A 25693-nucleotide genomic window follows, 5' to 3' on the forward strand; every position below is an offset into this window, starting at 1 on the left:
AAACTCACTATCATACCAGCCAGCCCCTGTTTTTAAATCAATAATCCCTTTCTTCTGCAAAAAATTCATCACATAATCGATCTTTATCTTCCCAAATTTTTTATCTTCATCTATGATAGTGAGAGAGCCCTTTCTATCATAAAGTAACGTTTTTCCTATATGAGTATATATGCCCACAGACATCATTTCTTTTTTAATATATCCATCCTCATAGAATTCTTTATAAATTGAATAATAAGGATATTTGTGCACAAGTTCTTCCTGAAAATATGTTTCTTCTATAACACCTTTTTTTTTGAAAGTTTCGTCTTTCTCCATAGCTATAATAATATTTCCATTTTCTCTTATGTAATGATACCCATTCTCTTTATATTTTTTATATAACTCAAAATCAAATTTTTCTCTTTCTACGGGTTGCCCCTTACAAGTAATGCTCAATAATAATAAAAATAAGAATACAGATCTCATAAAGTTTATTTTTAGTGGCTGAAATGATTTACCCCAAAAGCCTTTTCTTATTTCGTTTAGCTTGGTGTTTTTCCCTTTGTTTATCATTGTATATTGTTTATGTTTTTATAATATATGAAAATCAATTTTTCCCTTTTTCCATACTTTTGCAAAAAAAAACACTCAAATTTCAGTAATGAAAAAAGCAAACCTACTCACAAAAAAAATTTTGTAATCAGGCTTACTTTTATCAAGAACTTCACATTGGCTAAAAAGTTAAGGCTAGTATTACACGTTTTACCACTGAAAATATCATAATATATTTAACCTTTAAACCTCTACAAAGATAATGAAAATTATAAGAAGTGGTTCGTTTATTGATTATTTTTTTTATTTTCTATTTCTTAGTAGCTCAAATAATTGTTTTTTTCAATCTTATAAACGCAGTTATACTCCAAGAACAAATAAAATGTTATATCAATAAATAGGTTTCTCCTTTTTTTACTTTATCAGCAAAATATTCTATACTATGTTTTTGAAGTTCTTGGAGGAATTGTAATTTAAAAGGATAAACAGCATAATGCATAGGGCAAGGTGTTTCTTCTGAACATTTTCTTAATCCAAGAAGGCAATTAGCAAACTTATCTATTCCATCTATATAATGAATGATATCCACCAAAGGAGCTTTTGCCTTTTGCTCCGTGAGATAAAAGCCTCCTCCAGGACCTTTGGAAGAACAAATAGCTTCTTTCTTTGCTAGAGTTTGTAGTAACTTAGCTAAAAAAGCTGTAGGGATATGTAGTGCTTCTGCTATCTCTCGGACTCCTATTTTATTTTCTACAGAAGAATTAACTGCCAGATAAAGGACTGCATTTATAGCATATTTACTTGAATTGGAAAGCATTATCAGATTTTTTTAGTTATTTTAATACTTTATAAGCGTCTCCTCCGTTCATTCCTTCAATGATGGAGATAAGAGTACTTTCTGTAACCTGCTCTTTATCATAGGAAATGACAGCCTGCTTTGATTCAAAATCCACTTTAGCTGACTGAACACCTTGAGTTTGAGATAGTTTTTTCTCTATATTAGCCGCACAACCATTGGCGCACCTCATTCCTTCTATCTCTAGGGAAACTTTTGTAAGGTTTTCATTTGAGATAGATTCTTTATGATTATCAGCATTTTGCTTATTGGGAATATTATTAGAACAACCCAAAGAAAGCGAAAGAATAAATAATAAAATAATTTTTTTCATCATAATATCAAATAAAATATAGAAAAAAAGCTCTCCACTTGGAAGAGCATTTTTATTGTTAGGTAAACTATATTAGAAGAATAATCTTCTTCTTACAGTTTGTTGTTCTTCTGTTGAAGGAACATAGCTTTCTTCTACTGCCTTGAAGAACTTCTCGTGTAACATCTTAGTAATAGCGATATTATACTTAGAACCATCAAGGATAAGATGCACTAAGAACTGACGATTATTTGATGAGAATAATACGTGTAGTTGTTCTTTAAGGGCGATTTCAATACGTTCTATATTTTTATCATTAAGCCCTTCTACATATCCTAATGCCTTAGTAGCCTGTCTTAAGATTTCTACTTGGAAAGCACTTGAAAGACGGTTATCTACACTACTAGCTGCTTCATAAGCAATAGTATTACCATCATTTGTACTTACCACAGTGATAGAGATAAATCCTGGCACTTCTTGGTGCATAGATTTTACATACGTTTCAAATAGATTTGTATCCATAAAATTACTCTTTATTTACTTGTTCAAATTTTGCACAAAGGTATAAACTTTTTTTTTATTTAAAAATAAAATGTCACTTTTTTTTCAATTATTTTTGAAATCATCATTTTAGCACCTCCAAAATGATTTTCTTCATACAAATATATCCACAATAAATTCGTTAATTATTCTAAAAAAATAATACTGAAAATAATTTTATTGTGAATTAAAATAAAATAAATATTATTGAAAATCAAAATTATTTCTTAAATGCAGCCTTATTAAAAATTATCAACAATCCTACAGCTATACTGATTGATGTGTCTGCAATATTGAAAATAGGATCAAAAAAAGTGAATCTTGTTCCTCCATAATAAGGTATCCATTCAGGAAGAATTGTATCAATCAGAGGGAAAAAGAGCATATCTACTACCTTTCCGTGAAAAAGAGTACCATAAGGATGTTCACTCATAAAGGTTGCTACATTATTTATACTTGTATCAAAGATAACGCCATAGAAAACGGAATCAATAATATTTCCTAGAGCTCCAGCAAAAATAAGAGCTATTGAAATAATTAAAATCTTTGAGGATTTTTTCCTTACAGAGTCCCACAACCAATAGCCAATTCCTATTATGGCTACTATTCTGAAAAGAGTTAGGGCAAGCTTTCCATACTTACCAGGGATTCCCATCCCCCAAGCAGCCCCTGGGTTTTCGGCAAAGCGTATATGAAACCAGTCAAAAATATGAATAGACTGATCTATCATAAAATGTGTCTTGATATAAATTTTACTTGCTTGATCTAATAAAAGTATAAGGAATATAATAATAGTAGCGTGTGATAATTTCATATTTAGTAAAAAATAATTTGCCTGCAAAGATACAACTTTTAATGATTTGTAATAACTTTTTTAATGTTTTATTTGTAAAAATCAGGAAGTTCCTCAAGAAATACATACTTTTGATTTACATAATCTATTTGATAGAAAATATGATGTAATCCATTGGTAACCATCAGGTTTTCAGCCTTTAAAGTCATATTATAGCGGGCTATTTGGTCAAAAATTTGCTGTGTTATTTTCACCTGAGGAGCTTTACATTCCACCGCTAGGAAAATGCTACCATCTGAACGATAAACTACAATATCATACCGCTTAGTTAGCTGATTTACTTGTATTTGCTTCTCTACATTCATCAAGGACTGAGGGTATTTTTTTTCTTTTAAAAGAAATTGTATTGTATGTTGCCTAACCCACTCCTCTGGAGTAAGAGAGACAAATTTTTTTCGTACTATATCAAAAATATATAATTTATTTTCACTATTTTTGAACCGAAATTCATACAATGGGAAATTTAATATTTGCATAGGTGCAAATATACAAAAAGTATATTATATAAGAATATAAAAAATGAATGAAGTTGAAAAAATTTTAGCTGAATTAGAAAAGAAAAATTATAGTCCTATTTATTATTTATATGGGGAGGAACCTTTCTTTATTGATGTTATCAGTGATTACATTGAGCGGAATGTTCTCTCTGATGATGAAAAAGCTTTCAATCAACAAATTGTATATGGAAAAGATATTACTATAGATGCTCTAATTCATTATGCCCGTGAGTACCCTATGATGGCGGAAAGAAGAGTCATTATAGTTAAGGAGGCAAAGGAACTTAACAGAACCATAGCCAACTTAGAACCTTATGTGAAAAATCCTTCTCCTACTACCCTCTTAGTAATCTGTTATAAATATGGGAAAATAGATGGAAAAACTAAATTGGCTAAGGAACTTAATAAGTATGTTTCCCTAGAAAGCAAAAAGCTATATGAAAGTGATACCCTTAAATGGATTACTAAGTATTTGAAAGATAATAATTATACCATTACGCAAGTGGCAAGCCAACTCTTAGTTAGCTTTCTTGGCATAGATTTAGGGCGTATAGCTAATGAGCTGAACAAGCTCAAGATTATTCTTCCTAAAGGTACAGAAATAACTCCTTCTCATATAGAAGAAAATATAGGTATTAGTAAAGATTTCAATGTATTTGAACTACAGAATGCTATTGGGAAAAAAGAATTTCCTAAAGCTATGCAGATTATCAAATATTTCAATGAAAACCAGAAAGACAATGCTATGCCTATGATTACTGAGAACTTATATCAGTATTTCAAAAAATTATTTATCTATTCTAGCTCTATCGGAAAGGCTGATGCTGAACTAGCAAGAGAAATGGGTATCAATCCTTTCTTTCTAAAAGATTACAAGGTAGCTGCAATGAATTATCCTTTGAAAAAGATTAGTTTTTGTATGGAAGTAATCAAGCAAACAGATCTTAAGAGTAAAGGTGTAGAGAGTGGTTCCATTAGCTATTATGACCTTCTTAAGGAGCTTATAGTAAAGATAATTTTTTAGCTACTCCTTAGTTGATTAAGGAACTGTACTACTTCTCTATGAGAAACCGTTTTATCTATGAAATGTGCTATCACCTGTTCTTTTTCCTGAATAGTTGCTCCTAATTGATTAAGTATATTTACCAGATGCATTTTCATATGCCCTTTCTGAATACCGTGAGTAATAAGAGAGCTAACAGCTGCGAAATTCTGAGCTAATCCTACACAAGCAATAATTTTCATAAGAATCTCAGCTGTAGGATTCTCAAGAATTTTCAAAGCTATCTTTACCATAGGATGAAGCTTAGTAAGCCCTCCAACAGTTCCTATTGCTAAGGGTAGTTCTATTTTAAAATGAAATCTATCTTCCTTTATATAAGCCTGTGTAAGGCTCTTGTATTTTCCTCCTCTACAGGCATAGGCGTGGCAGGCAGCCTCCACTGCTCGAAAGTCATTACCTGTGGCAATCACTACAGCATCTACCCCGTTCATCACTCCTTTATTATGAGTTACCGCTCTATATACATCTGCATCAGCTACAGCGATAGCCCGAACAAAATCCCTAGCAAAAATATTACCTTCTATATCATTATAGGTCATTTCACTTAAAGGAGCAGAAACTTCTGCCCGTACCAGACATTGAGGCGTATAGTTAGAAAGTATACTCATAAGAACCTCCAGAGAGCCTTCCGAAAGATGGATGAGAGCTTCTCTCTCTATTATTTGAGTCATTTGCTCAAGGCAGGAGTTAATAAAATTAGCTCCCATAGCATCACCTGTAAGGAAAGTAACAAACACTTGATAGTGATGTTCTAAATTATCAGTCATATCCTTAAGTATAATAGAAGAAATTCCTCCTCCTCGCTTACGCATATTTTCAGTGAGAGGTTCTGTTTCTTTATACAATATAGGCTCTATTTGATTAAAAAAGTTAAATAATATTTGTTTATCCCCCTCATAAAACAGATGTATATGACCTACTTTTTCCATACTCTGCACCTCGCACTTGAAACCACCTCGTTCTGACCAGAACTTCGCTGCCTTACTAACAGCTGCAACTACAGAGCTTTCCTCCAGCACCATAGGTACTGTATAATAATGTCCATCTATAGAAAAATTAGGTGCTATAGCAAAAGGCAACAGATAATTACCAATTGTATTCTCTATAAAATCATCGTGTAACAATTGAAGCTTCTCATCTGATAAATCATATTTAGAAAAAATCTCTAACTCTTGCAGATTATTCGATAGATATTTATTATAAACCCAATTTCTCTTTTCTTGTTTATTAAGTTTGGAAAAACCTTTTATCATAATGTATTTTTACCTGATATTTGTTGAATTTATTCTGTATAGAGACGCATTACTCGTTCTATCGCTCGAGTACAAATAGGACAAAAACCTTTTGGCTCATTGGATTTCATTCTACAATCCTGCATTGGACTATAAATTCCTTTAGATAGATATCCTCCTCCTTCAAAAGCTCCTATTTTATTCTTATATTTTTCAGTACGGGGTGTAGGAATAGGAGTCTTTTTATCCATCATATCTTTCCATTTACTCTGAAAATCAACCAAAGTGGTGATATTTGCTTCCCAAGGCTCCAGCTTCAAGTTATAGCGATTTCCCATATCTGTATCATAGTAATATTCATCGGCAAGACCTATAAATCCGTGCCCAAATTCGTGAACAAATACTTTATCAGAAAGCCGATCATCTGCTGTAACCAAATTTAGAAAATTATAAAATCCCCCTCCTCCATATTGATCAGTATTGACAAGAATACAAATCTGATCATATGGTAATTGTCCTGCTACATCAGCTACTTTGAAAATAGAAGGACAAGTAAGATAATATGGAATATCAAAAGTGTAGAAGTGTGTGTCAAACAATGTATTTTTATAAATCCTTTCTCCATCTATATCTGTTCCTTTCTCTAAAGAAGGAGCTTCTATAGCATAAATATTAAAATCTTGTTTATGTTTATCATATGGAGGTATTGTAAAAAGGTAATCTACCATTCTTTTCACATCACTGATAAACTTAGGAATATCATTTTGAGTATAGCCTTCTGGTAGAAAAACAAGGTCAACTTTTTTATTAGACTCCCCGTTATGTAAGATTGTTGTTACCGGATATTCTCGAATTGATTCTTTTATTATATGATAATCATCAGGAAGTATTTCTTTGGAATACAGGCTCTTGAATAATCCATCACTATATTTTCTTCTAGAAATTTCTACAATAATGGGCACTTTAGGAAAAGGTATTTGTAGAGGTATTTCAAATATTTGTACAGAATTTTTATCTTTTTCAGAACTCTGCCATTCCTCTACCAGTGTATTAAACCCCTTGGAATATATTATTTTATTCTCCTTAGCATCTTTTACTTCTATACGATATTCTCCCTGATTAGGGTGAATTAAGTGTGTATATGAGCCTCCAAAAAAAGGCTCCTGCTTCAGTCCTTTAAGAGATACAAAGGTGTTCTCTGAAGTTCCATAAAAATAAAAATCCAATCGTAAAGATTCTTTTGTAAAATAAGTATCATAAGATACTTGAGCTTTACCCAACCAATGACTTAATATCAAGAAAGAAAGCAAAAATATGTTTTTCATAATTAAAAATTTATATCTCCCTTGCAAAGATACAATTTTTTCCCTATAAAAAGAAATTTTTTAGCAGTAAATTTATTCTAATTTGTATTGCTTAATTTTTCTATAAAGGGTCCTCTCTGAAATTCCTAACTCTTTAGCTGCTTCCTTGCGCTTACCTCGATGTCTTTCTAATGATTTTTGGATAAGTTCAACTTCTTTATCCTGCAATGAAATAGGCTCTTCTTCTTGTATTTCTTCAGCAAAATCATAATTATTATGTTTATTGATTATAGAGGATGTTTTCTCGTTAGCAAGAAGCATCATTGTAGGTTCATCAGTATCTTTAGGATAAGTAACTTCCTGAGAACCGTATATTTTATGTATTAAGTTCTGGTTTTCTTCTTGTACTTTAGTCGTATTTCCTTCGTGAATGAGCTTGAAAGTAAGTTGCTTAAGATCATTCAAATCATTTCTCATATCGAAAAGAACTTTATAGAGAATCTCTCTCTCTGAAGAAAAATCATTCTCTGCCTTAGCTTGTGATACAGTAACAGGAAGATTATTACCTGCATCCTGAGGTAAATAAGAAAGAAGTGTCTCTGCTGATATTTCACGTTTTTGTTCTACAACAGAAATTTGTTCAGCTATATTCTTAAGTTGCCTAATATTACCAGGCCAACGATAACGAAGTAATTCCCTTACAGCTCCCTCTGAGAGCTGAATAGTAGGCATTCTGTATTTTTGGGCAAAATCTGAAGCAAATTTCCTAAATAATAAGTGAATATCTTCCTTTCTATCTCTCAATGGAGGAAGAAAAATTTCAACTGTATTTAACCTATAATATAAATCCTCTCGGAAAAGCCCTTTCCTAAGAGCATCTTGCATTTTGACATTAGTCGCCGCCACAATACGTACATCAGTTTTGCGAGGTATGGAATCGCCCACACGGATAAATTCGCCATTCTCCAATACACGTAGGAGCCTTACTTGAGCTGTAAGAGGTAGCTCTCCTACTTCATCCAGAAAGATAGTCCCTCCATTAGCCTCTTCAAAGTAGCCTTTTTTGTCCTCTTTTCCTGTATGTGTAAAAGTCCCTGCCTTAAATCCAAAGAGCTCCGAATCAATCGTTCCCTCTGGGATAGCTCCACAATTAATGGCTATATATTTCCCGTGTTTTCTATTAGAAAGTGTATGAATAATCCTAGCAAAAGCCTCCTTTCCAACCCCACTCTCTCCTGTTATAAGAACAGAGACATCCGTAGAAGCAATACGAACAGATTTTTCTATAGCAAGGTTTAGCTTAACATCATTCCCTATGATGCCAAAACGCTGTTTTACTGATTGAATGTCCATTTTATGGATTCCTAAATTAAAAATATAAAAACTTGGCAAATGTACAAAATTAATTTACAATACACAATTTACAAAGAATATTTGCCTTATCTAAAATATTTTTTATTACCTTTGCAGTTACAAATACATAGTTATATGATACAATCAATGACGGGTTTTGGAAAGAGCTCATTCCAAGTGTATAATAAGAAAATCACCCTTGAGATAAAATCACTTAATAGCAAATCCATAGACCTCAATATCCGTATCCCTCAGATATATAAAGAAAAAGAACTCTTCCTTAGAAAAATTATCTCTGATTATCTAGAACGAGGTAAAGTAGATTTTATCCTCAGTATAGAGAACTCATCTGAAAACACCTCTTCTTCTCTAAATATTCCTGTAATTCAGGGATATATTAAGCAAATGCAACTTATTACTCCTGAGGCTCCAGAAGTAGAACTTCTTAAAATGGCTGTACGTATGCCTGATGCACTTACCACTCCACTAGAAGAAGTTGATGAACAAGAGTTTAGCCTAATAGAAAAGAATCTTTACCTTGCTCTTGAACAATTAAAAGAATTTCGTTCTACAGAAGGAAATATACTAAAGAAAGATTTCTTGTTACGTATTGATAATATCCGAAAATATTTAGAACAAATAGAAATAATAGATATTGAACGACTTTCTGGAATACGTAATCGTATGGAAAAGTCAATTGAAGAAATTAAAGAACGAGTAGATGCAAATCGCTTTGAACAAGAAATTATTTTTTATCTTGAAAAATTAGATATTACAGAAGAAAAAGTTCGCCTTGCGAATCATCTCAACTACTTTATAACAACCTTAGAGGAAGCTCAATCCAATGGAAGAAAACTTGGATTCATTGCTCAAGAAATAGGAAGAGAAATAAACACTTTAGGTTCTAAAGCTAATAACGCCCAAATGCAACAAACTGTAGTTCTAATGAAGAATGAATTAGAGAAAATAAAAGAACAAGTATTGAACATATTATAATTATAGAGAACTCTAATTTGTAGAGTTCTCTATATAATTGAGAATTAAAAACTATATCTTTAATTTACTTGAAATTACCTCACAGGCTTCTTTTATTGCTAAATAAGTAGATATGAAATCTTTTTCATCACCATAGTATGGATCTGGTAGTTCTTTCATCTTCATTGGGGTATTAAGTTTATCCAATAAGAAAGATACTTTCTCCTTGTGTTCTTGGGAATTAGATAAGCTCAAAACATCTCTATAATTATTCTTATCCATTACAAAAATATAATCAAACCTTTCAAAGTCTTCCTTTACAAAAACTCTTGCCTTTAAGGATGAAATATCTATACCATATTGCTTTCCAACCCAAATAGAACGTTTATCTGGAGAATCTCCTATGTGATACCCTGCTGTACCAGCAGAATCTATTAAAAAAGAATTTTTGTCTAACATAGAACGTAATACACCCTCTGCCAAAGGAGAACGACAAATATTCCCCAAACAGACCATCAGTATACGTATCTGCTTCACTTTATTGCTTTATTTTTAAGGTCAAATCTGACAAGAATTTCCTAAACTGCTTATCTGTTTCATTGAGATTATCTACTGTTTTACAAGCGTGTAACACAGTTGCGTGATCTCTTTTTCCTATATATTTTCCTATATTTGCAAGAGATAATTTTGTATATTTTTTAGCAAAAAACATAGCCAACTGACGTGCTTGAACTACGTGCCTTTTCCTTGTCTTGGACTGTAATTCTTCCACTGTAAGCTGGAAATATTCAGAAACAATCTCTTGTATATACTCTACTGTAATCTCTTTCTTTATATTTTTTACAATCTTATCAACTGCTTTTTTAGCCAAATCAAGTGTTATTTCTCTCTTATTAAAGAGAGCTTCAGCCATAAGAGAAGTATTTACTCCTTCAAGTTCTCGGATATTTGTTTTTACATTTTGAGCTATATAATCCACAATTTCTTCGCTCATCTGAACACCATCACGGTATAAAATAGCATCTAAAATACGCTTTCTTGTCTCATAATCTGGTATTTGTAATTCTGCTGAAAGTCCCCACTTAAAACGAGAGAGTAGGCGCTGTTCTACATCTTGTATATCAACTGGAGCTTTATCAGAAGTTAGAATTAATTGCTTCCCATTCTGATGAAGATGATTAAATATTTGGAAAAAAACATCTTGTGTTCCTTGCTTAGAAGCAAAGAATTGTACATTATCTATAATAAGAACATCTATTTGCTGATAAAAATGAATAAAATCTGGACGATTATTATTCTTTGCTGCAACAGCATATTGCTTTGTAAAATCTTCAGCCTCAATGTATAACACTTTTTTCTTTGGAAATTTCTCTTGGATTTCATTTCCTATTGCGTGAGCTAAGTGAGTTTTACCAAGCCCAACTCCACCAAATATAAATAACGGATTAAAAGAAGTTCCACCTGGCTTTTGTGTAATAGCCATCCCTGCTGAACGGGCTAAACGATTGCTTTCTCCTTCAATAAAAGTATCAAAATTTTTATTAGGATTCAGTTGTGAATCTACTTCCACTTCCTTAATCCCAGGAACTGCGTAAGGACTAAATGGTTCTTGAGGTTTCTGCCCATAACCTAATCCCCCTACATCTGTTTTAGATTTTCGGTTTGTACTAGGTAATTGCTCTGTAGCTTGCTCTACTTTATTAGGATTATTCTCCATCTTGATATTATAAATCAATTTAGGACGAGTTCCTAATTCCTTAGTCAATGCACTCCAAATCAAATCAATATAATGATCCTCTAGCCATTCCATAAAGAACATACTAGGTACCATTATCACTAATGTATTATCTGAATTAAGTTCCACAGGTTCTATTGGCTTGAACCAAACTTCAAAAACTTCATCAGTTACATTATCTTTGATAAAGGACAAACAATTTTCCCAAATATTTCTTACATTGGCATTCATTAGTTGATATAATTTTTATACTTTTGCGTCTGAAAAAATAAGCAATAAATCATTGGGGCAAAGTTGCAACTTTTTTTTGAATAAAAAAAATTTTTTGAACTTTTTTTATAGTTCATATTCATTTATAAGTAGTGTTTTGTTTATCAATTAATTACATTAATTTTTATGGAAGATAAATTTATTTTTCAAATTCGCACTCGGTATGGAGAAACTGACCAAATGGGAGTTATCTACTATGGTGTTTACCCTCAATACCTAGAGGTTGCTAGAGTAGAGTGGCTTCGTAGCTTAGGCATCTCTTACAAAAAATTAGAAGAAATGGGAATTATGTTACCTGTAGTCTCTCTGCACATTGATTATAAAAAGCCTGCTGTATATGACGAACTTTTATCAATAGAGACTTCATTAAGGGAAAAACCTACTTCAAAAATCATTTTTGATTATCAGATATTTAATGAAAATAGAGACCTAATCATCTCAGCAAATACTACTCTTGTTTTTGTTGATAAGGTATCTTTCAAACCTATAAAATGTCCTACTTTTATCCTTGAAAAAATTCTTTTTTAAAATTTATTTCCTAATTCTTTCAAAATTATTGGAATTAGTAATTTATTTATTACCTTTGTGGCGAAAAACACTCATAAATTATGCTTGAAAATAAGAATATATCTAGAACAGAGCTTTCTGAAATAGGAGAATTTGGTTTAATAGATATTCTAACAAAGAACTTTCCTATAGAAAATCCATCTACTATTAAAGGAATAGGAGATGATGGAGCTGTAATAGATTTTGGGAATGAAAAAGCTATCATTTCTACAGATTTGCTTATTGAAGGAGTGCATTTTAACCTTGCTTATGTTCCTCTGAAACACTTAGGATATAAGGCTGTTATGGTGAATCTTTCTGATATTTATGCAATGAATGCTATTGCTACTCAGATAACCGTTTCTATAGCTGTCTCTAATCGTTTTCCTTTGGAAGCCCTAGAAGAATTATACGAGGGAATTCGACTTGCTTGTAATCATTACAAAGTAGACTTAGTGGGGGGAGACACTACCTCTTCTACGCGAGGACTCATTATTTCTATTACGGCGATCGGAAAGGCTTCATCTGATAAAATTACTTATCGAAACGGAGCGAAAGAAAATGACATAATCGTAGTTAGTGGAGATTTAGGAGGTGCTTATATGGGATTACAGGTGTTAGAAAGAGAAAATGAAGTATTCAAGATAAATCCAAACTCACAACCTGATCTTGATAATTACCAATATCTTATAGAACGACAATTAAAACCCGAAGCCCGTCAGGATATTGTTTTATTATTAGACAAACTTGGGGTTAAGCCTACTGCAATGTTGGATATTAGCGATGGACTTTCCTCTGAATTATTACATATATGCAAGCAATCCCAAGTAGGTTGTAGGCTGATGGAAGAGAGAATTCCTCTGGATCCTACTTTGATAAATGCTTGTGAGGAATTTGAATTAAGTAGTACAATGATAGCTCTTAGTGGAGGAGAAGATTATGAATTACTTTTTACAATTTCTCCATCCGATTATGATAAAATTAAAGGAAATCCCAATCTTAGTGTAATTGGTTATATTACTGATTATTCTCAAGGTTGTAATCTTATTACTCGTAATAATGAAGCTATTCCATTAGTCGCCAGAGGATGGAATTCTTTTAGGCAATAATATTTAGTTTTTCAGTTAATAATTAAAACAATCATTATGAAAACATTTTTTTATTTTATTTTTTTAACATTTATAACAGCTATAACCGCTCAAGAAAGTGACACACTAACCACTCGTTATAAAGTCCTTGCAAAAGGAAGTCTTTTTGTTACAGGAAATAATATATTGAATAGACAAGAAAAGAAAACCTCTGCCAATGACCCTAATAATGATATTTCTGGAAGTAGAAGTAATGATGATTTAACGATGGAATATATTGATATTGATAGAGATAAGCATACTTTTTCTTCCAGTTCATCCTCTGTTATTATTCCTAAAAAAAGTAAAATTTTATTTGCAGGACTTTATTGGACAGCCACTTATCCTTTTGAACGAGGAGAGAAAAAAGGAGATAAAATCTCTATAGTCGATACTCGAAGAGAACCTGTTGAGGAGGTCTTATTAAAGCTTCCTAAAGGGAAATATACTCCAATAAAAGGAGAATTTGTATTTGATGGAAATACTGACTCTCGATTTATAGAAAAAAATGCTCCCTATATCGTTTTCGCAGATATTACTTCTTTGGTTCAGAATGCTAAAAGATATGATGGAGACTATACTGTAGCCAATATTCGTTCGGCAAAAGGCTCCATTGAGGAGGGGGCTTGTGCTGGTTGGTCTTTAGTAATTGCGTACGAAAATACACAAGATCCGCTTAGAAAAATAGAAGTAAAAGATGGATTTATAGAAGTCAAAAATAGTAAAGATATTATTTTCAATAATTTCAAAATCCCTTCTAGTAGAAAAGAGGTCTTCCCTATCCTTATAGGAGGGGCTCTGGATGCTGATCTCCAACAAGGAGAGAATAAAATAGGTGTTTTTTCTAAAAAAGTAGGCGTTTATCTAGAAACAAAAACAAGAAAAGTTAAAAATTTCCTAAATAGTTCTGTCACTTATGCAGAAGACTATTGGGAAAACAGAAAGCCTAATAGTAAAAACACATTAGGTTTTGATATTTTTTCACTAGAAGTTCCTAACTATGATTTTGAAATATTTCCCATTGGAGGAGATTTTCTGAGAGTTAATTTCAGTACGACTAAGAATAATTTCTATACTTTTTTACTAGGTCTTGCTATTGATACAGAAGAAAATATCTCTCTAAGAGACGCCGAAGTAGATAAAATTCTCGGGAAACCTACCCAAAAACCAGTCGCTACGCCTACAGATAATGTAGCTCAAACGACTCCAAAAGAAAGTTCTCCCATCTCTAACGTTTCTCAGCCAGCAACACCTAAAAACAATACTACAAATACTAGTGTGGCACCTAATAAGCCTGAAACTATTCCTTCCAATGTTCATAGAATAAGTGCTGAAAATGTAAAAAAAGGATTCTACCTAATACTTGGAGCATATTCTAATAAGCAAAATGCTGAAAAATATATGTTTAACTTAAGGCAAAAAGGCGTTCACGCTGAAGGTTCCTTCTTCTACCCTACCAAGAACCTATACTATGCTTATTCATACTATGTTTCTTCCTATGAAGAAGCTTTAAAAAAGCAAAAAGAAGTCAATAGTATAAAAAATGGAAAGCCTGAACTTGAAAAAATGAAAGATGTTTGGATACTAATTGTGGAATAAGTATCAGAAAATCAATAATAAGGAATCATATATTTTATTGAAAATATTTTTTATATCAAACACCATAGATTTGATAAATATTTCATACTTTTGTAGTCTCAGAATTTGATTAGTAATGATAAATTTATTTCGAAAAAAAGAAGACAAATTTTCATATATAGAAAAGGGAGAAGGTTCTCCTATAATTCTTTTACACGGACTAATGGGAGGGCTTAGTAACTTTGATAAAGTCATTGACTTTTTTTCAAATAAATACAAAGTAATTGCTCCAGAGCTACCTATTTATGATTTACCTTTGCTCTCAAGTACTGTGAAAAATTTAACAAATTGGTTAGCAAGATTCATTACTTACAAAGGATTTGAAGAAGTTATTCTCTTAGGAAATTCTTTGGGAGGGCATATAGCTTTATTATATACCAAGCTTCATCCTCAGAAAGTGAAGGGACTCATCCTAACAGGAAGTTCTGGGCTATATGAGAGTGCTATGGGTGATAGCTATCCCAAAAGAGGAAGCTATGAATTTATCCAGAAAAAATGTGAAGATGTATTCTATGATCCTAAGGTTGCTACTAAAGAACTTGTAGATGAGGTATTTTCTATTGTTAATGATAGAGGTAAAGTAATCAAAACACTCTCTATCGCTAAGAGTGCTATTCGGCATAATATGGCAAAAGATCTCCCTAAAATGATGACTCCTACTTGCCTTATCTGGGGGAAAAATGATCCTGTAACACCTCCTAAAGTAGCCGAAGAATTCTATGAATTACTCCCTAATGCTACTCTTATCTGGATTGATAAGTGTGGGCACGCTCCTATGATGGAACATCCTGATGAATTCAATAATCATCTTCTTAGTTGGTTATCTAACAATAATTTATAAATGGAAATTAAGCAGGCTACCTTTGTAATAAGTAACACAGATGTAAAAAAGTGTCCTACGCACTCACTTCCTGAGTATGCTTTTATTGGACGCTCCAATGTGGGAAAGTCTTCTCTTATTAATATGCTTACTAATCACAAGGGGCTTGCTAAAACGTCTTCTAAACCTGGAAAAACTCAATTAATCAACCATTTCCTAATTAATAAAAACTGGTACTTAGTTGATTTGCCTGGATATGGTTATGCACAAGTTTCTAAGCAATCTAAAAAAACTTTCCAGAAATTTATCACTGATTATTTCAAAAAACGTAAGGAATTAGTCTGTGCTTTTGTTCTTGTCGATATCCGTCTTGAACCTCAGAAGATTGATTTAGAATTTATGCAATGGTTAGGTGAGAACCTTATTCCTTTTTCGATTATCTTTACCAAAGCTGATAAATTAACAGAAAAATCTATCACGGACAATATAGATAGGTATAAGAAGAAATTATTAGAGAACTGGGAGGGCATTCCTCCTTTCTTCATAACATCGTCAGAGAATAAAACAGGTAGAACAGAACTTCTTACATACATAGAAGAAATAAACTCCTCTCTAAAAGAAAAAAATATCTTTTAATCAGGCAAATAATGATACCAGATATAGAAAGACAAAGCAAAGAAATAATCAAGCAGTTTCAAGAGAAAAAATTACAAGAGTTATTACACTATCTGAACAAATATTCTCCTTATTATCAACGACTCTTCAGAGAGAACTTTATAGATATTTCACAGATTACCACTCTAGAAGATCTTTGCAAAATCCCCTCTACTTCCAAAGATGATTTACAACAACACAATAGAGATTTTCTATGTGTACCTCCTACAGCTATTGTAGATTATGCTGCTACCTCTGGTACTTTAGGGCTCCCCGTAACTTTTGGATTAACTGAAAATGATTTAGACAGATTAGCATATAATGAAGCTATTTCGCTCAATTGTGCTGGTATCCAAAAAGGAGATATTGTACAGCTTATGACTACTATTGACCGGAGATTTATGGCAGGGCTAGCCTACTTTTTGGGAATTCGTAAGCTCGGAGCAAGTATTATTCGAGTAGGAGCTGGTATTCCCGAGTTGCAATGGGACTCTATTACTTCTCACAATCCAAAATTCCTAATAGCTGTTCCTTCATTTCTATTAAAAATGATAGAATATGCTGAGAAAAATAACATTGATTACTTAAATTCCTCTGTAAAAGGAGTCATTTGTATAGGAGAAGCTCTTCGTCTTCAGGATTTTTCCCCAAATCTGCTTACTAAGAAAATTATGGAAAAATGGCCTTCTATTGAACTATTTTCCACCTATGCCTCTACTGAAATGAGTACAACATTTACTGAATGTAATCATAAAAGAGGAGGACATCATCATCCTGAGCTAATTATCACTGAAGTATTAGATGAAAATGGAAAATCACTTCCCTACGGAGAATATGGAGAACTTACAATAACGACTCTTGGGATAGAGGGAATGCCTCTTCTTCGCTTTCGTACAGGAGATATAGTTACTCTGTATGAAGGAACTTGTTCTTGTGGAAGAAATACCCTCAGAGTGAGCCCTGTTTTGGGAAGAAAACAACAAATGATCAAATATAAAGGCACAACCCTATATCCTCCTGTATTAATGGATTTGCTTTCTTCTTTTGGACAAATAGAAAATTACATTATTGAAATCAGTAATAATGAAATCCTAACCGATGAAATTCTCATAAAAATAGGTTCTCACACTCCTAGCGAAAGACTGAAAGAAGAGATTGCAGATCATTTCCGAGCAAAAATACGCGTTGTTCCTAAAATAGAATTTCATAAAATTGAAGATTTAGAAAAACAACTCTATCCAAAAGGCAATCGAAAACCTTTGAAATTCATAGATAAACGTATAAAAGATAAGAATGTATTCTAATTTTTGATGTTTTTAAAGAGTTTTATTTTTCTGATGTAATAAAGATAAATAATGGATTGTACAAGAAAATAATTTTTTTGTACTGATTTTTCTCTCTTTCGATAAAAATGAACTATATATCTATAAAATGAAAAATGTGCTTTTATGATAGCTATAGTATTTATTAATTTCCCTTGAAAAACAAAGTAAATACCCGCTATTCCATCCTGAACCATCCTAAAGAAAATAATAAAAATTAATCTTTCCTTAGGAAGATTTTTTAAAAGCGTAAAAAGACTATTACGAAAGTTTAGATATACCTTTTTAGGATTTTCGTATGATAAAGTTGCTGCCCCCAGATGAAATACTTCAGACTTACCTGTGTAATATACCTTATCCCCCCTATGTAAGGCTCTCCAACAGAGATCAATCTCCTCCTGATGAGCAAAAAAATCTTCATCAAATCCATTTAATTCCAGAAATACAGATTTTCTGATAAAAAAACATGCTCCTGAAGCCCAAAAAATCTCTCTATCATCATTATATTGTCCATTGTCCTCTTCTAAAGTATCAAAAATACGCCCTCTACAAAAAGGAAAACCATATTTGTCTATATATCCACCTGCCCCACCTGCATATTCGAATAAACTTCTATTGTTATAAGACTTTATTTTAGGCTGTATAATAGCAATTTCTTTATTTTCTTCAAAAATAGAAATTATAGGCGTTATCCAATCTGGAGTTACCTCTACATCGGAATTAAGTAAGCAATAAATATCAGCATCTATCCTTTTGAGTCCTTCATTATACCCCTTCGCATAACCATAGTTTTTAGAATTTTGGATAATTGTTACTTCTGGAAAATTATTTTTCAGAAAATTTATAGAATCATCTGTTGAAGCATTATCTATAATATATATTTTAGCTTCTTTAGAATAGGAAATTACTGATGGTAAATAATTCTCTAGAAGATGCTTTCCATTCCAATTAAGAATGACTACAGCTAATTTCATATTAAAATATTTTTGTGTCTCCTTATTTTCTCCAAAGTAAAACTATTCGAGATAATAATCAAAAGCTTCATAGATAACACTTTCTTCAACTTCTATGTTCCATATAGGAGTAGCTATATCTTTAAGTAAGACAAAATAAATATGACCATAAGCATTTTTCTTATCATACTTAAGAAATTTAAGAATTTTATCAATTTCTGCTGAAGTAAAATTCTCCTTGGGAAAATATTCTAATAGCGTTTTTTTTATCTCATTGAGCTTACTCATAGGAAAATCAAGTGTTTTATAGGATAGAAATGAAGCTAAGATCATTCCTATAACGACAGCTTCTCCGTGTAATAATCTCTTTTCCCTATGTTTTATTGAATATGATTCAATAGCATGTCCCAGAGTATGTCCAAAATTCAATATTTTACGTATATTTTGCTCTTTTGGATCTTCAGATACAATTTTATTCTTAATTTCTATCGATTCAAAGATAATTTCTTCAAGATTTTCGGTAGTAAATGTATCCAAATGTTTCATTTTTTCCCAATAAAAAGAGGATTGAATAAGACCGTGCTTGAACATTTCAGCAAGTCCACTGCGAAACTCCTCTTTAGGAAGTGTATTAAGATAGTTTATATCTATGAGAAGAAGTTTAGGATTATTGATAATCCCTACCTGATTTTTCAAAACTCCCAAATCTACTCCTGTTTTTCCTCCTATAGAAGCATCCACCATCGCTAAAAGGGTAGTTGGTATATTAATAAAATCAATGCCTCTTTTGAAAGTAGAAGCAACAAAACCTCCCATATCAGTAATAACTCCTCCTCCTATATTTATAAGCAAGCTTTTCCTATCTGCCCCTAAATCAGAAAGTGCATTCCAGAGAGAGATACAAGTCTCCAAATTCTTATTCTCCTCCCCTGCTTCCACTTCTATAATTTCTACTTCAAAAGGGAATTTCTGTAGAAATGTATAGACGCAACATTCGTGAGTATTAGTATCCGAAATTAAAAATATTTTAGAATATTTTTCCTTATTAATCCACTCTGATAAATATTTATATCCATCTTCTCCAAAATAAATCGTATATTCTTTTGTTTTTATCTCTTTCATTAGTTTGTAAAATTAGTCATAGAAATCTATCTTAAATTTTTCTGAAAAGCCTCTCTTTCTCCATCTCTCACCTGAATTATACCACAATAAGCATAATTTTTCTTTTCTAAAATATGTTTCATCACATAATTATCAAAATTTGTATCTACTCGAATTGAAAAAATAGAAATTTCCATAGAAATTTCTTCAGCCTGATCCATTATGTAAGAGGCAATCCCTTTCCCTCTGCCTTTCTCCCCTACAGCCATTCTGTGTATCACTGTATAAGGCTCATTATTAAGCCAAGCCCCTTTTATTTCTTTGTAAGTAGGTTCCTCCTTGTGACTGATTACTACATAAGCTATAATTTCCTGTTCTAAAGTAACTACATAGGCATATCCTTGTGCTATATCATTCTTTATAGTTTTCTCAAAAGGATAGCCATCTTGCCATTGTTGGCTTCCTTTTTGTTTCATAGACTCTTTTGCAAATAGAATAATATCCCAAACACATTTAAAATCTGAAATTTCTGCTTTTCTAAAATATTTTTCCTCCATTTACCCTTCTTAATTTCTATTTTTTCAATAATATTTTTTTTAAAATCATCTTTTTTCTATAACTTCTAATCCATTCTCCTTCTTCCTCAGTGACTAAAAAGGGATTATTTAGCTTCTTTCCTCTAAAATATCCAATTATATAATCAATAAATAAAGAAAATTTTCTCTTTTTATATGACAACTTAAGGCTTGCTAGGAAAGAAAGAAAAAAACCATAACGCAATCGATAGAACATCTCTCCTTGCATATATTGGGATTGCTTGTTATAAGCACTTGCTGTAGGTCTCAGATGCTTAACTATCAGGCTATCATCTACTTTTACTTCCCATTGATGGTACAGAGCTAATAATTCATCCACGGTATCCCACCCCATTGCTTCTTTTAGCCCTCCTATGGCTTGAAAGCAACTTTTTCTATAAGATTTTAAGGCTCCTCTAAGATGGTTTTTATTGGTAAGGCTCTCTAGCACCCACTCCCCTTTTTTTTCTATACTACAAACACCTCCACATATTCCTATTTTAGGGTTATTTATAAAATAGTTATTAAGTGTTTCTAAATAATTAGAAGGGAAAATAAGGTCTGCATCAAACTTACATATAATATCGACCTCTTCTAGCATTGAGAGTCCTGAATTAAAAGCTTGTACAACTTTCGCTCCTGGCAACCTAGAAATAGAGGAATTACGGTAATTACTCTGTATATTAGGATAATTTTGACAATAAAAAGATAATACCTCCTGAGTATTATCAGAGGAATTATCATCTATAACGATTATTTGATAAGGTAAATAGGTCTGTGCTAATAAAGAATCAAGAGTTAAAGACAAAAACTTTCCTTCATTATGAGCAGGAATAATTATCCCAAATCGCATCTTCTTAGATATTTATGGAAGCAAAGTGAAGTTCGAATAGGTGATAAGCTCCTTTTTCTGAGCTTCAAACTGTTCTTGACTGATAGCTCGAGTACATTTTTCGTGCAAGAAAACAGAATACCCAAGATTCAAGGCATCTATCATCGAAAAATATACACAATAATCTGCTGCCAAGCCTACAAAATGAAGCTCCTTAATGTTTAATCCTTTCAAATATCCATTAAGTCCTGTGTCTTTTAGCTTTTGATTATCAAAAAAAGCACTATAACTATCTATATTAGGATCCATTCCTTTTCGGAATATAGCTGCTACAGTATTAGTGTGTAATTCTGGACAGAAATCAGCTCCTGAGCTTCCTTGCACACAGTGTGGAGGCCAAAGTGTCTGAATATAATCATCTTTAGTTACTGAATCAAAGGCTTTTTTATCTTTATGCTGTGTAAAAAAGCTAAAATGATTCTCAGGATGCCAATCTTGGGTAGCTATAACGTGACCAAATTCAGTAATAAGCTGATTCACAGGACTTATTATAGACTGTCCATTAGGAACTGGTAGGCTACCTGTGATAAAATCATTTTGAATATCTATTAATATAAGTACTTTAGACATAAGTTAATAAGAATAAATAAATTAAACACCTTTTAGGTACAAAGATACAATTTATTGCCAATATAAACAAATTTTTTTACCTTTGTCTCCTGAAATAATATAGATGCAAATAAGAATTCATACCTTATTGAGTATCAAAAACAAATAATAATGATTACCAAAGAAAGCATAGATAAGGTATATGATGCTATTCGTATAGAAGAAGTTATTGGTGATTTTGTACAGCTAAAACGGGCAGGTTCTGGATACAAAGGATTAAGCCCTTTTACTAACGAACGCACTCCAAGCTTTTCTGTATCTCCCTCTAAGCAAATCTGGAAGGATTTCAGTAGTGGCAAGGGGGGAAATGCTATTGCTTTCCTGATGGAACACGAACATTTTTCCTACATAGAAGCCATTCGATATTTAGCAAAAAAATATAATATTGAATTGGAAGAAACAGAACTAAATGATGAAGAAAAGGAAAAAGCCAATGAAAAAGAAAAATTATTCTTGGCAAATGATTTTGCTAGAGATTTTTTCCACCAATCATTATTAGAAAGTGAAGAGGGAAAAGCCATAGGTATGACTTATTTTAAAGAAAGAGCTTTCACTGATGAGACTATAAAAACTTTCCAATTAGGATATGCTATTGACCAAAAGAGTGCCTTCACCGATACAGCTCTTAAAAAAGGAATAAAATTGGAATCTCTTGAAAAAACAGGACTTACCATTGTAGATGAGCAACAACACAAACTAGACCGCTTCAGAGGACGTGTAATTTTCCCTATTCTCTCTATGAGCGGGCGTGTTCTTGGATTTGGAGGACGTATTCTTTCCACTGAAAAAAAATTAGCCAAGTACCTCAACTCCCCAGAAAGTGAAATTTATCATAAAAGTAATATCTTATATGGTCTTTTCCAAGCTAAAAGCTTTATTAGTAAAGAAGATAACTGTTACTTAGTAGAAGGATATGCTGATGTAATTCAGCTATATCAAAGAGGAATCAAGAACACAGTAGCCTCAAGCGGTACAGCTCTTACTCAAGAACAGATACGCCTAATACACCGATTTACACCCAATATTACAATCCTTTATGATGGAGATTCAGCTGGACTAAAAGCAGCTCTGCGGGCTGGTGATATGATACTAGCAGAAGGAATGAATGCACGCATTTGTACCTTTCCTGACGGAGATGACCCTGATAGTTTTGCTAAAAAGAATCCATTAGAAGATATTTTAGAGTATTTTAAGGAGAATATACAAGATTTTATCCGATTCAAGGCATCATTATTAATCAAAGAAGCAAATAATGACCCTCTTAAGCGTGCTGATACAATCCGAAATATGATTGAGAGTATCTCTAAGATAAGCGATAATATCAAAAAAGAGATATACATCCGTGAGTGTGCTCAAATTATGGATATATCAGAACAAGTTCTTTTTGCTTCTCTTTCTCAAATATCCCAGCAACAACTTCTTAAGGCTGATAAAGAACTCCAGAGATCCAAAAAGGAACCGAAACCTCTCTCCGTTATAGTTCCTCAGGAAATCAACCCTATTCTAACATTAGAAAAAGAACTCATCAGATATCTTTTATTATATGGCCTTGAAGAATGTACTTTTGAAGAAAAGTTTCTTTTCTTTGATAAAGAAACAGGAGAAGAAAAAACACAAATATTCTCACAAAAAATGAAAGTTTTTGAGAAATTATTCTTAGAGCTACAAGCTGATGAAATAGAGTTAAGCACTCCTGAATTTAGAGATTTTTATACTTTTTTTATGAAGAAATTCCAAGAAGGATTACAAGATACATCTTCAATTATCAATGAAATCCCTCTTGAAATAGCCAATCAAGTCGCTTCATTTCAAGCTCAAGAAGAAAGCCTTCATCTAGATAAATGGTTTAGTAAAAAAGGGGTCGTTGTCAAGTCCAAAATAGAGGAGCTTCCTTATACTATCACAGGAATTATCCTAAATCTACGCAAAAGATTAATTGACAATAAAATAAAAACTCTAAAAGAAGAAATCTCTATCCTAGAAAATGAGGATAAAGACCCTTCTTCTATTTTCCTTGAAGTAATTGAATATAATACACTTAAAAATACTATAGTAAAGCGTTTAGGGTGGAATATGTAATGCTTTATCCTTTATAATTTTCAATTGCTTCTAAGATTATAGCACAACCTTTCTCTATTTCCTCCTCCGATATAGTAAGAGGTGGAGAAATTCTCACTGCACGAAGCTCAAATAACAACCAAAAGAATATAAAACCTCGCTGATGTGCATATAAAATAATGTGATTAGCCAAGTCTATATCTTCTACAATTACAGCAAGCATTAATCCTTTACCATTAATGGATTTTATTTTAGGATGCTGTAAAAGTTTCCTGAAAAGTTGCTCTTTTTCAAGAGTTTCCTGTATCAAATTTGTATGTAATAATTCCTTCAATGTTGCTAAAGAAGCAGCCGCCACCACAGGATTTCCTCCAAAGGTAGTAATGTGAGACATCTTGGGATTATCAGCAAGTAAGTGCATCAAATCATATGAAGCTACAAAAGCTCCACAAGGTAAGCCACTTGCCATTCCTTTTCCTATAGCTAAAATATCAGGAACTACATTATAATTTTCAAAGCCAAATAACTTTCCTGTTCTACCAAAACCAGGTTGTATTTCGTCCAAAATCAATAATGCTCCTACTTCTTCACAACGTTTCTTTACTTTTAACAAATAGTCATTCTCTGGAGTGATAAAACCAGCTCCTCCTTGGATAGTTTCAAGAACAACGCCCGCTGTTTTAGTCGTGATTTTCTCTATTTCTTTCTCATTATTGAACTCTATCCAGGCTACATCTGGTAAGAGAGGACGAAAAGGTTGTTTACGAAGCTCATAATCCATAATACTCAAGGAGCCTTGTGTATTTCCGTGATAAGCCTTTCGAGCCGCTATAATCTGAGAACGTCCTGTTGCTCGTTTTGCTAGCTTAATGCTCCCTTCTATTGCTTCTGTTCCTGAATTTACAAGATATGTAGTTTCCAATGGATCAGGAAGATTCTCCGCTAATAATTTACAAAATTCCACAGCTGGAGCTTGAGCATATTCTCCATATACCATTACGTGCATATACTTACTAACTTGCTCTTGAATAGCTTTTACCACCTTAGGATGACAATGTCCTAGAGTACAAGCAGATACTCCTGCAACAAAATCCAAATAAGCCTTTCCTTGAGTATCATAAATATAAGATCCTTCTGCCCTTTCTACTTCCAATCCTAATGGATATAATGAAGTAGGTGCTTGATATTGTAAAAATTCTTCTTTCATTTTTGTTCTGATTGTTTCATTTTCTTTATTCTAAGGAGAATATTTCCTTGTAATAGGATTTTCATATATTCTGCTCTAGGAATTTCAAAAGCTCCTAGATTATGTAGGTGATCATTATATACTTGACAGTCCAATAGTAAATAATTTTTATCCTTAAGTTCCTTTACTAGGCTTATGAAAGCTACTTTACTAGCATTAGATTCTTTCGAAAACATACTCTCTCCACAAAAGATTCCATTTCCTAAATCCACTCCATAAAGCCCTCCTACCAGTTGTTGGTCTTTCCATACTTCTACAGAACGAGCCAACCCCAATTCATATAATTTTGTATAAGACTCTATAATACTATCACTTATCCAAGTGCCTTGCTGATCTTTCCTAAAAATATCTTTACAAGAGGTAATTACCTCCAAAAAATTTTGATTAAAAGTTACAGAGAACATATGCCTATTAAGAATATTTCTCATCGTTTTATTCACTTTGTAATCCTTAGGAAATACCACCATTCTCTTACTAGGAGCCCACCAAAGAATAGGTTCTTCTTTATTAAACCAAGGGAATATTCCACTCTTATAAGCTAAAATAAGCCTTGGAACAGACAAATCTCCCCCAATTGCGAGAATACCTGTTTTATCAGCTTGCTCGACAGGAGGAAAAAAAAGATTTTGGGTTAGTATATACATTAAA

At 32.4% G+C, this 25693-nt stretch carries 26 protein-coding genes and 1 pseudogene; 9 read left to right on the forward strand and 18 right to left on the reverse strand.

Annotation, left to right across the window (positions count from 1 at the left end):
* From RYK20_RS04120 to RYK20_RS04145, 6 genes and pseudogenes are all read right to left on the reverse strand, one after another.
* Positions 1-555, reverse strand: a pseudogene (locus RYK20_RS04120) (hypothetical protein); the annotation flags it as partial.
* A gap of 364 nt (positions 556-919) precedes the next feature.
* Positions 920-1351 carry an Rrf2 family transcriptional regulator gene (locus RYK20_RS04125; protein ID WP_297978453.1) on the reverse strand — a complete coding sequence of 144 codons (432 nt, stop codon included), beginning with the start codon at positions 1349-1351 and terminating at the stop codon, positions 920-922.
* Between the two features lie 16 nt (positions 1352-1367).
* Positions 1368-1703, reverse strand: coding sequence for a heavy metal-associated domain-containing protein (locus RYK20_RS04130; RefSeq protein WP_314894514.1), 336 nt, complete (start codon positions 1701-1703; stop codon positions 1368-1370).
* A gap of 72 nt (positions 1704-1775) precedes the next feature.
* On the reverse strand, positions 1776-2204 hold the full coding sequence (locus RYK20_RS04135; RefSeq protein ID WP_297978451.1) for a hypothetical protein: 429 nt from the start codon (positions 2202-2204) through the stop codon (positions 1776-1778).
* Between the two features lie 238 nt (positions 2205-2442).
* Positions 2443-3036: a lipoprotein signal peptidase gene (locus RYK20_RS04140; RefSeq protein ID WP_297978450.1), complete on the reverse strand. Its 594-nt coding sequence runs from the start codon at positions 3034-3036 to the stop codon at positions 2443-2445.
* A 68-nt stretch (positions 3037-3104) separates the two neighbouring features.
* Positions 3105-3551 (reverse strand): type I restriction enzyme HsdR N-terminal domain-containing protein, encoded by a 447-nt coding sequence (locus RYK20_RS04145; RefSeq protein ID WP_314894515.1) that lies wholly within the window; start codon positions 3549-3551, stop codon positions 3105-3107.
* Between the two features lie 43 nt (positions 3552-3594).
* Here RYK20_RS04145 and holA point away from each other — a divergent pair, with 43 nt between their 5' ends.
* A complete protein-coding gene (holA, locus tag RYK20_RS04150; protein ID WP_314894516.1) occupies positions 3595-4596 on the forward strand; it encodes a DNA polymerase III subunit delta in 1002 nt (333 codons plus the stop codon).
* Here holA and RYK20_RS04155 read toward each other — a convergent pair.
* The 3 genes from RYK20_RS04155 to RYK20_RS04165 form a co-directional block, all read right to left on the reverse strand.
* Positions 4593-5888 (reverse strand): hydroxymethylglutaryl-CoA reductase, degradative, encoded by a 1296-nt coding sequence (locus tag RYK20_RS04155; protein WP_314894517.1) that lies wholly within the window; start codon positions 5886-5888, stop codon positions 4593-4595. The genes holA and RYK20_RS04155 overlap by 4 nt on opposite strands.
* Before the next feature lie 29 nt (positions 5889-5917).
* The gene (locus RYK20_RS04160) at positions 5918-7192 is read right to left on the reverse strand and encodes a M64 family metallopeptidase (protein ID WP_311455590.1); all 1275 of its coding nucleotides are present in this window, start codon (positions 7190-7192) and stop codon (positions 5918-5920) included.
* A gap of 72 nt (positions 7193-7264) precedes the next feature.
* On the reverse strand, positions 7265-8524 hold the full coding sequence (locus RYK20_RS04165) for a sigma-54-dependent Fis family transcriptional regulator (protein ID WP_297978419.1): 1260 nt from the start codon (positions 8522-8524) through the stop codon (positions 7265-7267).
* Between the two features lie 135 nt (positions 8525-8659).
* Here RYK20_RS04165 and RYK20_RS04170 point away from each other — a divergent pair, with 135 nt between their 5' ends.
* Positions 8660-9520, forward strand: a complete 861-nt coding sequence (locus RYK20_RS04170) for a YicC/YloC family endoribonuclease (RefSeq protein ID WP_314894518.1) — start codon at positions 8660-8662, stop codon at positions 9518-9520.
* 51 nt (positions 9521-9571) lie between these two features.
* On the opposite strand, the gene RYK20_RS04175 is transcribed toward RYK20_RS04170, so the two are convergent.
* Positions 9572-10036 carry a low molecular weight protein-tyrosine-phosphatase gene (locus RYK20_RS04175; protein WP_314803068.1) on the reverse strand — a complete coding sequence of 155 codons (465 nt, stop codon included), beginning with the start codon at positions 10034-10036 and terminating at the stop codon, positions 9572-9574.
* Between the two features lies 1 nt (position 10037).
* Positions 10038-11465 (reverse strand): chromosomal replication initiator protein DnaA, encoded by a 1428-nt coding sequence (gene dnaA, locus RYK20_RS04180; protein ID WP_297977777.1) that lies wholly within the window; start codon positions 11463-11465, stop codon positions 10038-10040.
* A 165-nt stretch (positions 11466-11630) separates the two neighbouring features.
* On the opposite strand from dnaA, the gene RYK20_RS04185 reads away from it, so the two are divergent.
* The 6 genes from RYK20_RS04185 (at position 11631) to RYK20_RS04210 (ending at position 17593) form a co-directional block, all read left to right on the forward strand.
* The gene (locus RYK20_RS04185) at positions 11631-12032 is read left to right on the forward strand and encodes a thioesterase family protein (RefSeq protein ID WP_314894519.1); all 402 of its coding nucleotides are present in this window, start codon (positions 11631-11633) and stop codon (positions 12030-12032) included.
* Between the two features lie 80 nt (positions 12033-12112).
* Positions 12113-13159 (forward strand): thiamine-phosphate kinase, encoded by a 1047-nt coding sequence (gene thiL, locus RYK20_RS04190; protein WP_314603168.1) that lies wholly within the window; start codon positions 12113-12115, stop codon positions 13157-13159.
* 36 nt (positions 13160-13195) lie between these two features.
* Positions 13196-14776 carry an SPOR domain-containing protein gene (locus RYK20_RS04195; protein WP_314894520.1) on the forward strand — a complete coding sequence of 527 codons (1581 nt, stop codon included), beginning with the start codon at positions 13196-13198 and terminating at the stop codon, positions 14774-14776.
* Positions 14777-14891: 115 nt separating this feature from the next.
* A complete protein-coding gene (locus tag RYK20_RS04200; protein ID WP_311455580.1) occupies positions 14892-15656 on the forward strand; it encodes an alpha/beta hydrolase in 765 nt (254 codons plus the stop codon).
* Positions 15657-16271, forward strand: coding sequence for a ribosome biogenesis GTP-binding protein YihA/YsxC (gene yihA / locus RYK20_RS04205; protein ID WP_314894521.1), 615 nt, complete (start codon positions 15657-15659; stop codon positions 16269-16271). It begins immediately after the preceding gene.
* An 11-nt stretch (positions 16272-16282) separates the two neighbouring features.
* Complete coding sequence (locus RYK20_RS04210) at positions 16283-17593, forward strand: AMP-binding protein (RefSeq protein ID WP_314894522.1); 1311 nt, start codon at positions 16283-16285, stop codon at positions 17591-17593.
* Here RYK20_RS04210 and RYK20_RS04215 read toward each other — a convergent pair.
* The 5 genes from RYK20_RS04215 to pncA form a co-directional block, all read right to left on the reverse strand.
* Positions 17590-18585, reverse strand: a complete 996-nt coding sequence (locus RYK20_RS04215; protein WP_314894523.1) for a glycosyltransferase family 2 protein — start codon at positions 18583-18585, stop codon at positions 17590-17592. The genes RYK20_RS04210 and RYK20_RS04215 overlap by 4 nt on opposite strands.
* A 42-nt stretch (positions 18586-18627) precedes the next feature.
* Positions 18628-19686: a 3-dehydroquinate synthase gene (gene aroB, locus RYK20_RS04220; protein ID WP_314894524.1), complete on the reverse strand. Its 1059-nt coding sequence runs from the start codon at positions 19684-19686 to the stop codon at positions 18628-18630.
* Positions 19687-19712: 26 nt separating this feature from the next.
* Positions 19713-20141 carry a GNAT family N-acetyltransferase gene (locus RYK20_RS04225; protein ID WP_314894525.1) on the reverse strand — a complete coding sequence of 143 codons (429 nt, stop codon included), beginning with the start codon at positions 20139-20141 and terminating at the stop codon, positions 19713-19715.
* 97 nt (positions 20142-20238) lie between these two features.
* Positions 20239-21093 (reverse strand): glycosyltransferase family A protein, encoded by an 855-nt coding sequence (locus tag RYK20_RS04230; RefSeq protein ID WP_314894526.1) that lies wholly within the window; start codon positions 21091-21093, stop codon positions 20239-20241.
* A gap of 12 nt (positions 21094-21105) precedes the next feature.
* Positions 21106-21702 (reverse strand): bifunctional nicotinamidase/pyrazinamidase, encoded by a 597-nt coding sequence (pncA, locus tag RYK20_RS04235; protein ID WP_314894527.1) that lies wholly within the window; start codon positions 21700-21702, stop codon positions 21106-21108.
* Positions 21703-21852: 150 nt separating this feature from the next.
* On the opposite strand from pncA, the gene dnaG reads away from it, so the two are divergent.
* Positions 21853-23820, forward strand: a complete 1968-nt coding sequence (gene dnaG / locus RYK20_RS04240) for a DNA primase (RefSeq protein ID WP_314894528.1) — start codon at positions 21853-21855, stop codon at positions 23818-23820.
* Between the two features lie 4 nt (positions 23821-23824).
* Here dnaG and RYK20_RS04245 read toward each other — a convergent pair whose 3' ends face one another.
* Positions 23825-25006: an aspartate aminotransferase family protein gene (locus RYK20_RS04245; protein ID WP_314894529.1), complete on the reverse strand. Its 1182-nt coding sequence runs from the start codon at positions 25004-25006 to the stop codon at positions 23825-23827.
* Positions 25003-25689 carry a leucyl/phenylalanyl-tRNA--protein transferase gene (gene aat, locus RYK20_RS04250; protein ID WP_314894530.1) on the reverse strand — a complete coding sequence of 229 codons (687 nt, stop codon included), beginning with the start codon at positions 25687-25689 and terminating at the stop codon, positions 25003-25005. Before aat ends, RYK20_RS04245 begins: the two co-directional genes overlap by 4 nt.
* Positions 25690-25693 lie beyond the last annotated feature (4 nt).

It is taken from the genome of uncultured Capnocytophaga sp., from assembly GCF_963525585.1.
Lineage (GTDB): Bacteria > Bacteroidota > Bacteroidia > Flavobacteriales > Flavobacteriaceae > Capnocytophaga.

Excerpts from the sequence above, each read along its gene's own strand:
- RYK20_RS04125 (WP_297978453.1), bottom strand. The coding sequence starts at position 1,351 with ATGCTTTCCAATTCAAGTAAATATGCTATAAATGCAGTCCTTTATCTG.
- RYK20_RS04130 (WP_314894514.1), bottom strand. The coding sequence starts at position 1,703 with ATGAAAAAAATTATTTTATTATTTATTCTTTCGCTTTCTTTGGGTTGT.
- RYK20_RS04135 (WP_297978451.1), bottom strand. The coding sequence starts at position 2,204 with ATGGATACAAATCTATTTGAAACGTATGTAAAATCTATGCACCAAGAA.
- RYK20_RS04140 (WP_297978450.1), bottom strand. The coding sequence starts at position 3,036 with ATGAAATTATCACACGCTACTATTATTATATTCCTTATACTTTTATTA.
- RYK20_RS04145 (WP_314894515.1), bottom strand. The coding sequence starts at position 3,551 with ATGCAAATATTAAATTTCCCATTGTATGAATTTCGGTTCAAAAATAGT.
- holA (WP_314894516.1), top strand. The coding sequence starts at position 3,595 with ATGAATGAAGTTGAAAAAATTTTAGCTGAATTAGAAAAGAAAAATTAT.
- RYK20_RS04155 (WP_314894517.1), bottom strand. The coding sequence starts at position 5,888 with ATGATAAAAGGTTTTTCCAAACTTAATAAACAAGAAAAGAGAAATTGG.
- RYK20_RS04160 (WP_311455590.1), bottom strand. The coding sequence starts at position 7,192 with ATGAAAAACATATTTTTGCTTTCTTTCTTGATATTAAGTCATTGGTTG.
- RYK20_RS04165 (WP_297978419.1), bottom strand. The coding sequence starts at position 8,524 with ATGGACATTCAATCAGTAAAACAGCGTTTTGGCATCATAGGGAATGAT.
- RYK20_RS04170 (WP_314894518.1), top strand. The coding sequence starts at position 8,660 with ATGATACAATCAATGACGGGTTTTGGAAAGAGCTCATTCCAAGTGTAT.
- dnaA (WP_297977777.1), bottom strand. The coding sequence starts at position 11,465 with ATGAATGCCAATGTAAGAAATATTTGGGAAAATTGTTTGTCCTTTATC.
- RYK20_RS04185 (WP_314894519.1), top strand. The coding sequence starts at position 11,631 with ATGGAAGATAAATTTATTTTTCAAATTCGCACTCGGTATGGAGAAACT.
- thiL (WP_314603168.1), top strand. The coding sequence starts at position 12,113 with ATGCTTGAAAATAAGAATATATCTAGAACAGAGCTTTCTGAAATAGGA.
- RYK20_RS04195 (WP_314894520.1), top strand. The coding sequence starts at position 13,196 with ATGAAAACATTTTTTTATTTTATTTTTTTAACATTTATAACAGCTATA.
- RYK20_RS04200 (WP_311455580.1), top strand. The coding sequence starts at position 14,892 with ATGATAAATTTATTTCGAAAAAAAGAAGACAAATTTTCATATATAGAA.
- yihA (WP_314894521.1), top strand. The coding sequence starts at position 15,657 with ATGGAAATTAAGCAGGCTACCTTTGTAATAAGTAACACAGATGTAAAA.
- RYK20_RS04210 (WP_314894522.1), top strand. The coding sequence starts at position 16,283 with ATGATACCAGATATAGAAAGACAAAGCAAAGAAATAATCAAGCAGTTT.
- RYK20_RS04215 (WP_314894523.1), bottom strand. The coding sequence starts at position 18,585 with ATGAAATTAGCTGTAGTCATTCTTAATTGGAATGGAAAGCATCTTCTA.
- aroB (WP_314894524.1), bottom strand. The coding sequence starts at position 19,686 with ATGAAAGAGATAAAAACAAAAGAATATACGATTTATTTTGGAGAAGAT.
- RYK20_RS04225 (WP_314894525.1), bottom strand. The coding sequence starts at position 20,141 with ATGAAACAAAAAGGAAGCCAACAATGGCAAGATGGCTATCCTTTTGAG.
- RYK20_RS04230 (WP_314894526.1), bottom strand. The coding sequence starts at position 21,093 with ATGCGATTTGGGATAATTATTCCTGCTCATAATGAAGGAAAGTTTTTG.
- pncA (WP_314894527.1), bottom strand. The coding sequence starts at position 21,702 with ATGTCTAAAGTACTTATATTAATAGATATTCAAAATGATTTTATCACA.
- dnaG (WP_314894528.1), top strand. The coding sequence starts at position 21,853 with ATGATTACCAAAGAAAGCATAGATAAGGTATATGATGCTATTCGTATA.
- RYK20_RS04245 (WP_314894529.1), bottom strand. The coding sequence starts at position 25,006 with ATGAAAGAAGAATTTTTACAATATCAAGCACCTACTTCATTATATCCA.
- aat (WP_314894530.1), bottom strand. The coding sequence starts at position 25,689 with ATGTATATACTAACCCAAAATCTTTTTTTTCCTCCTGTCGAGCAAGCT.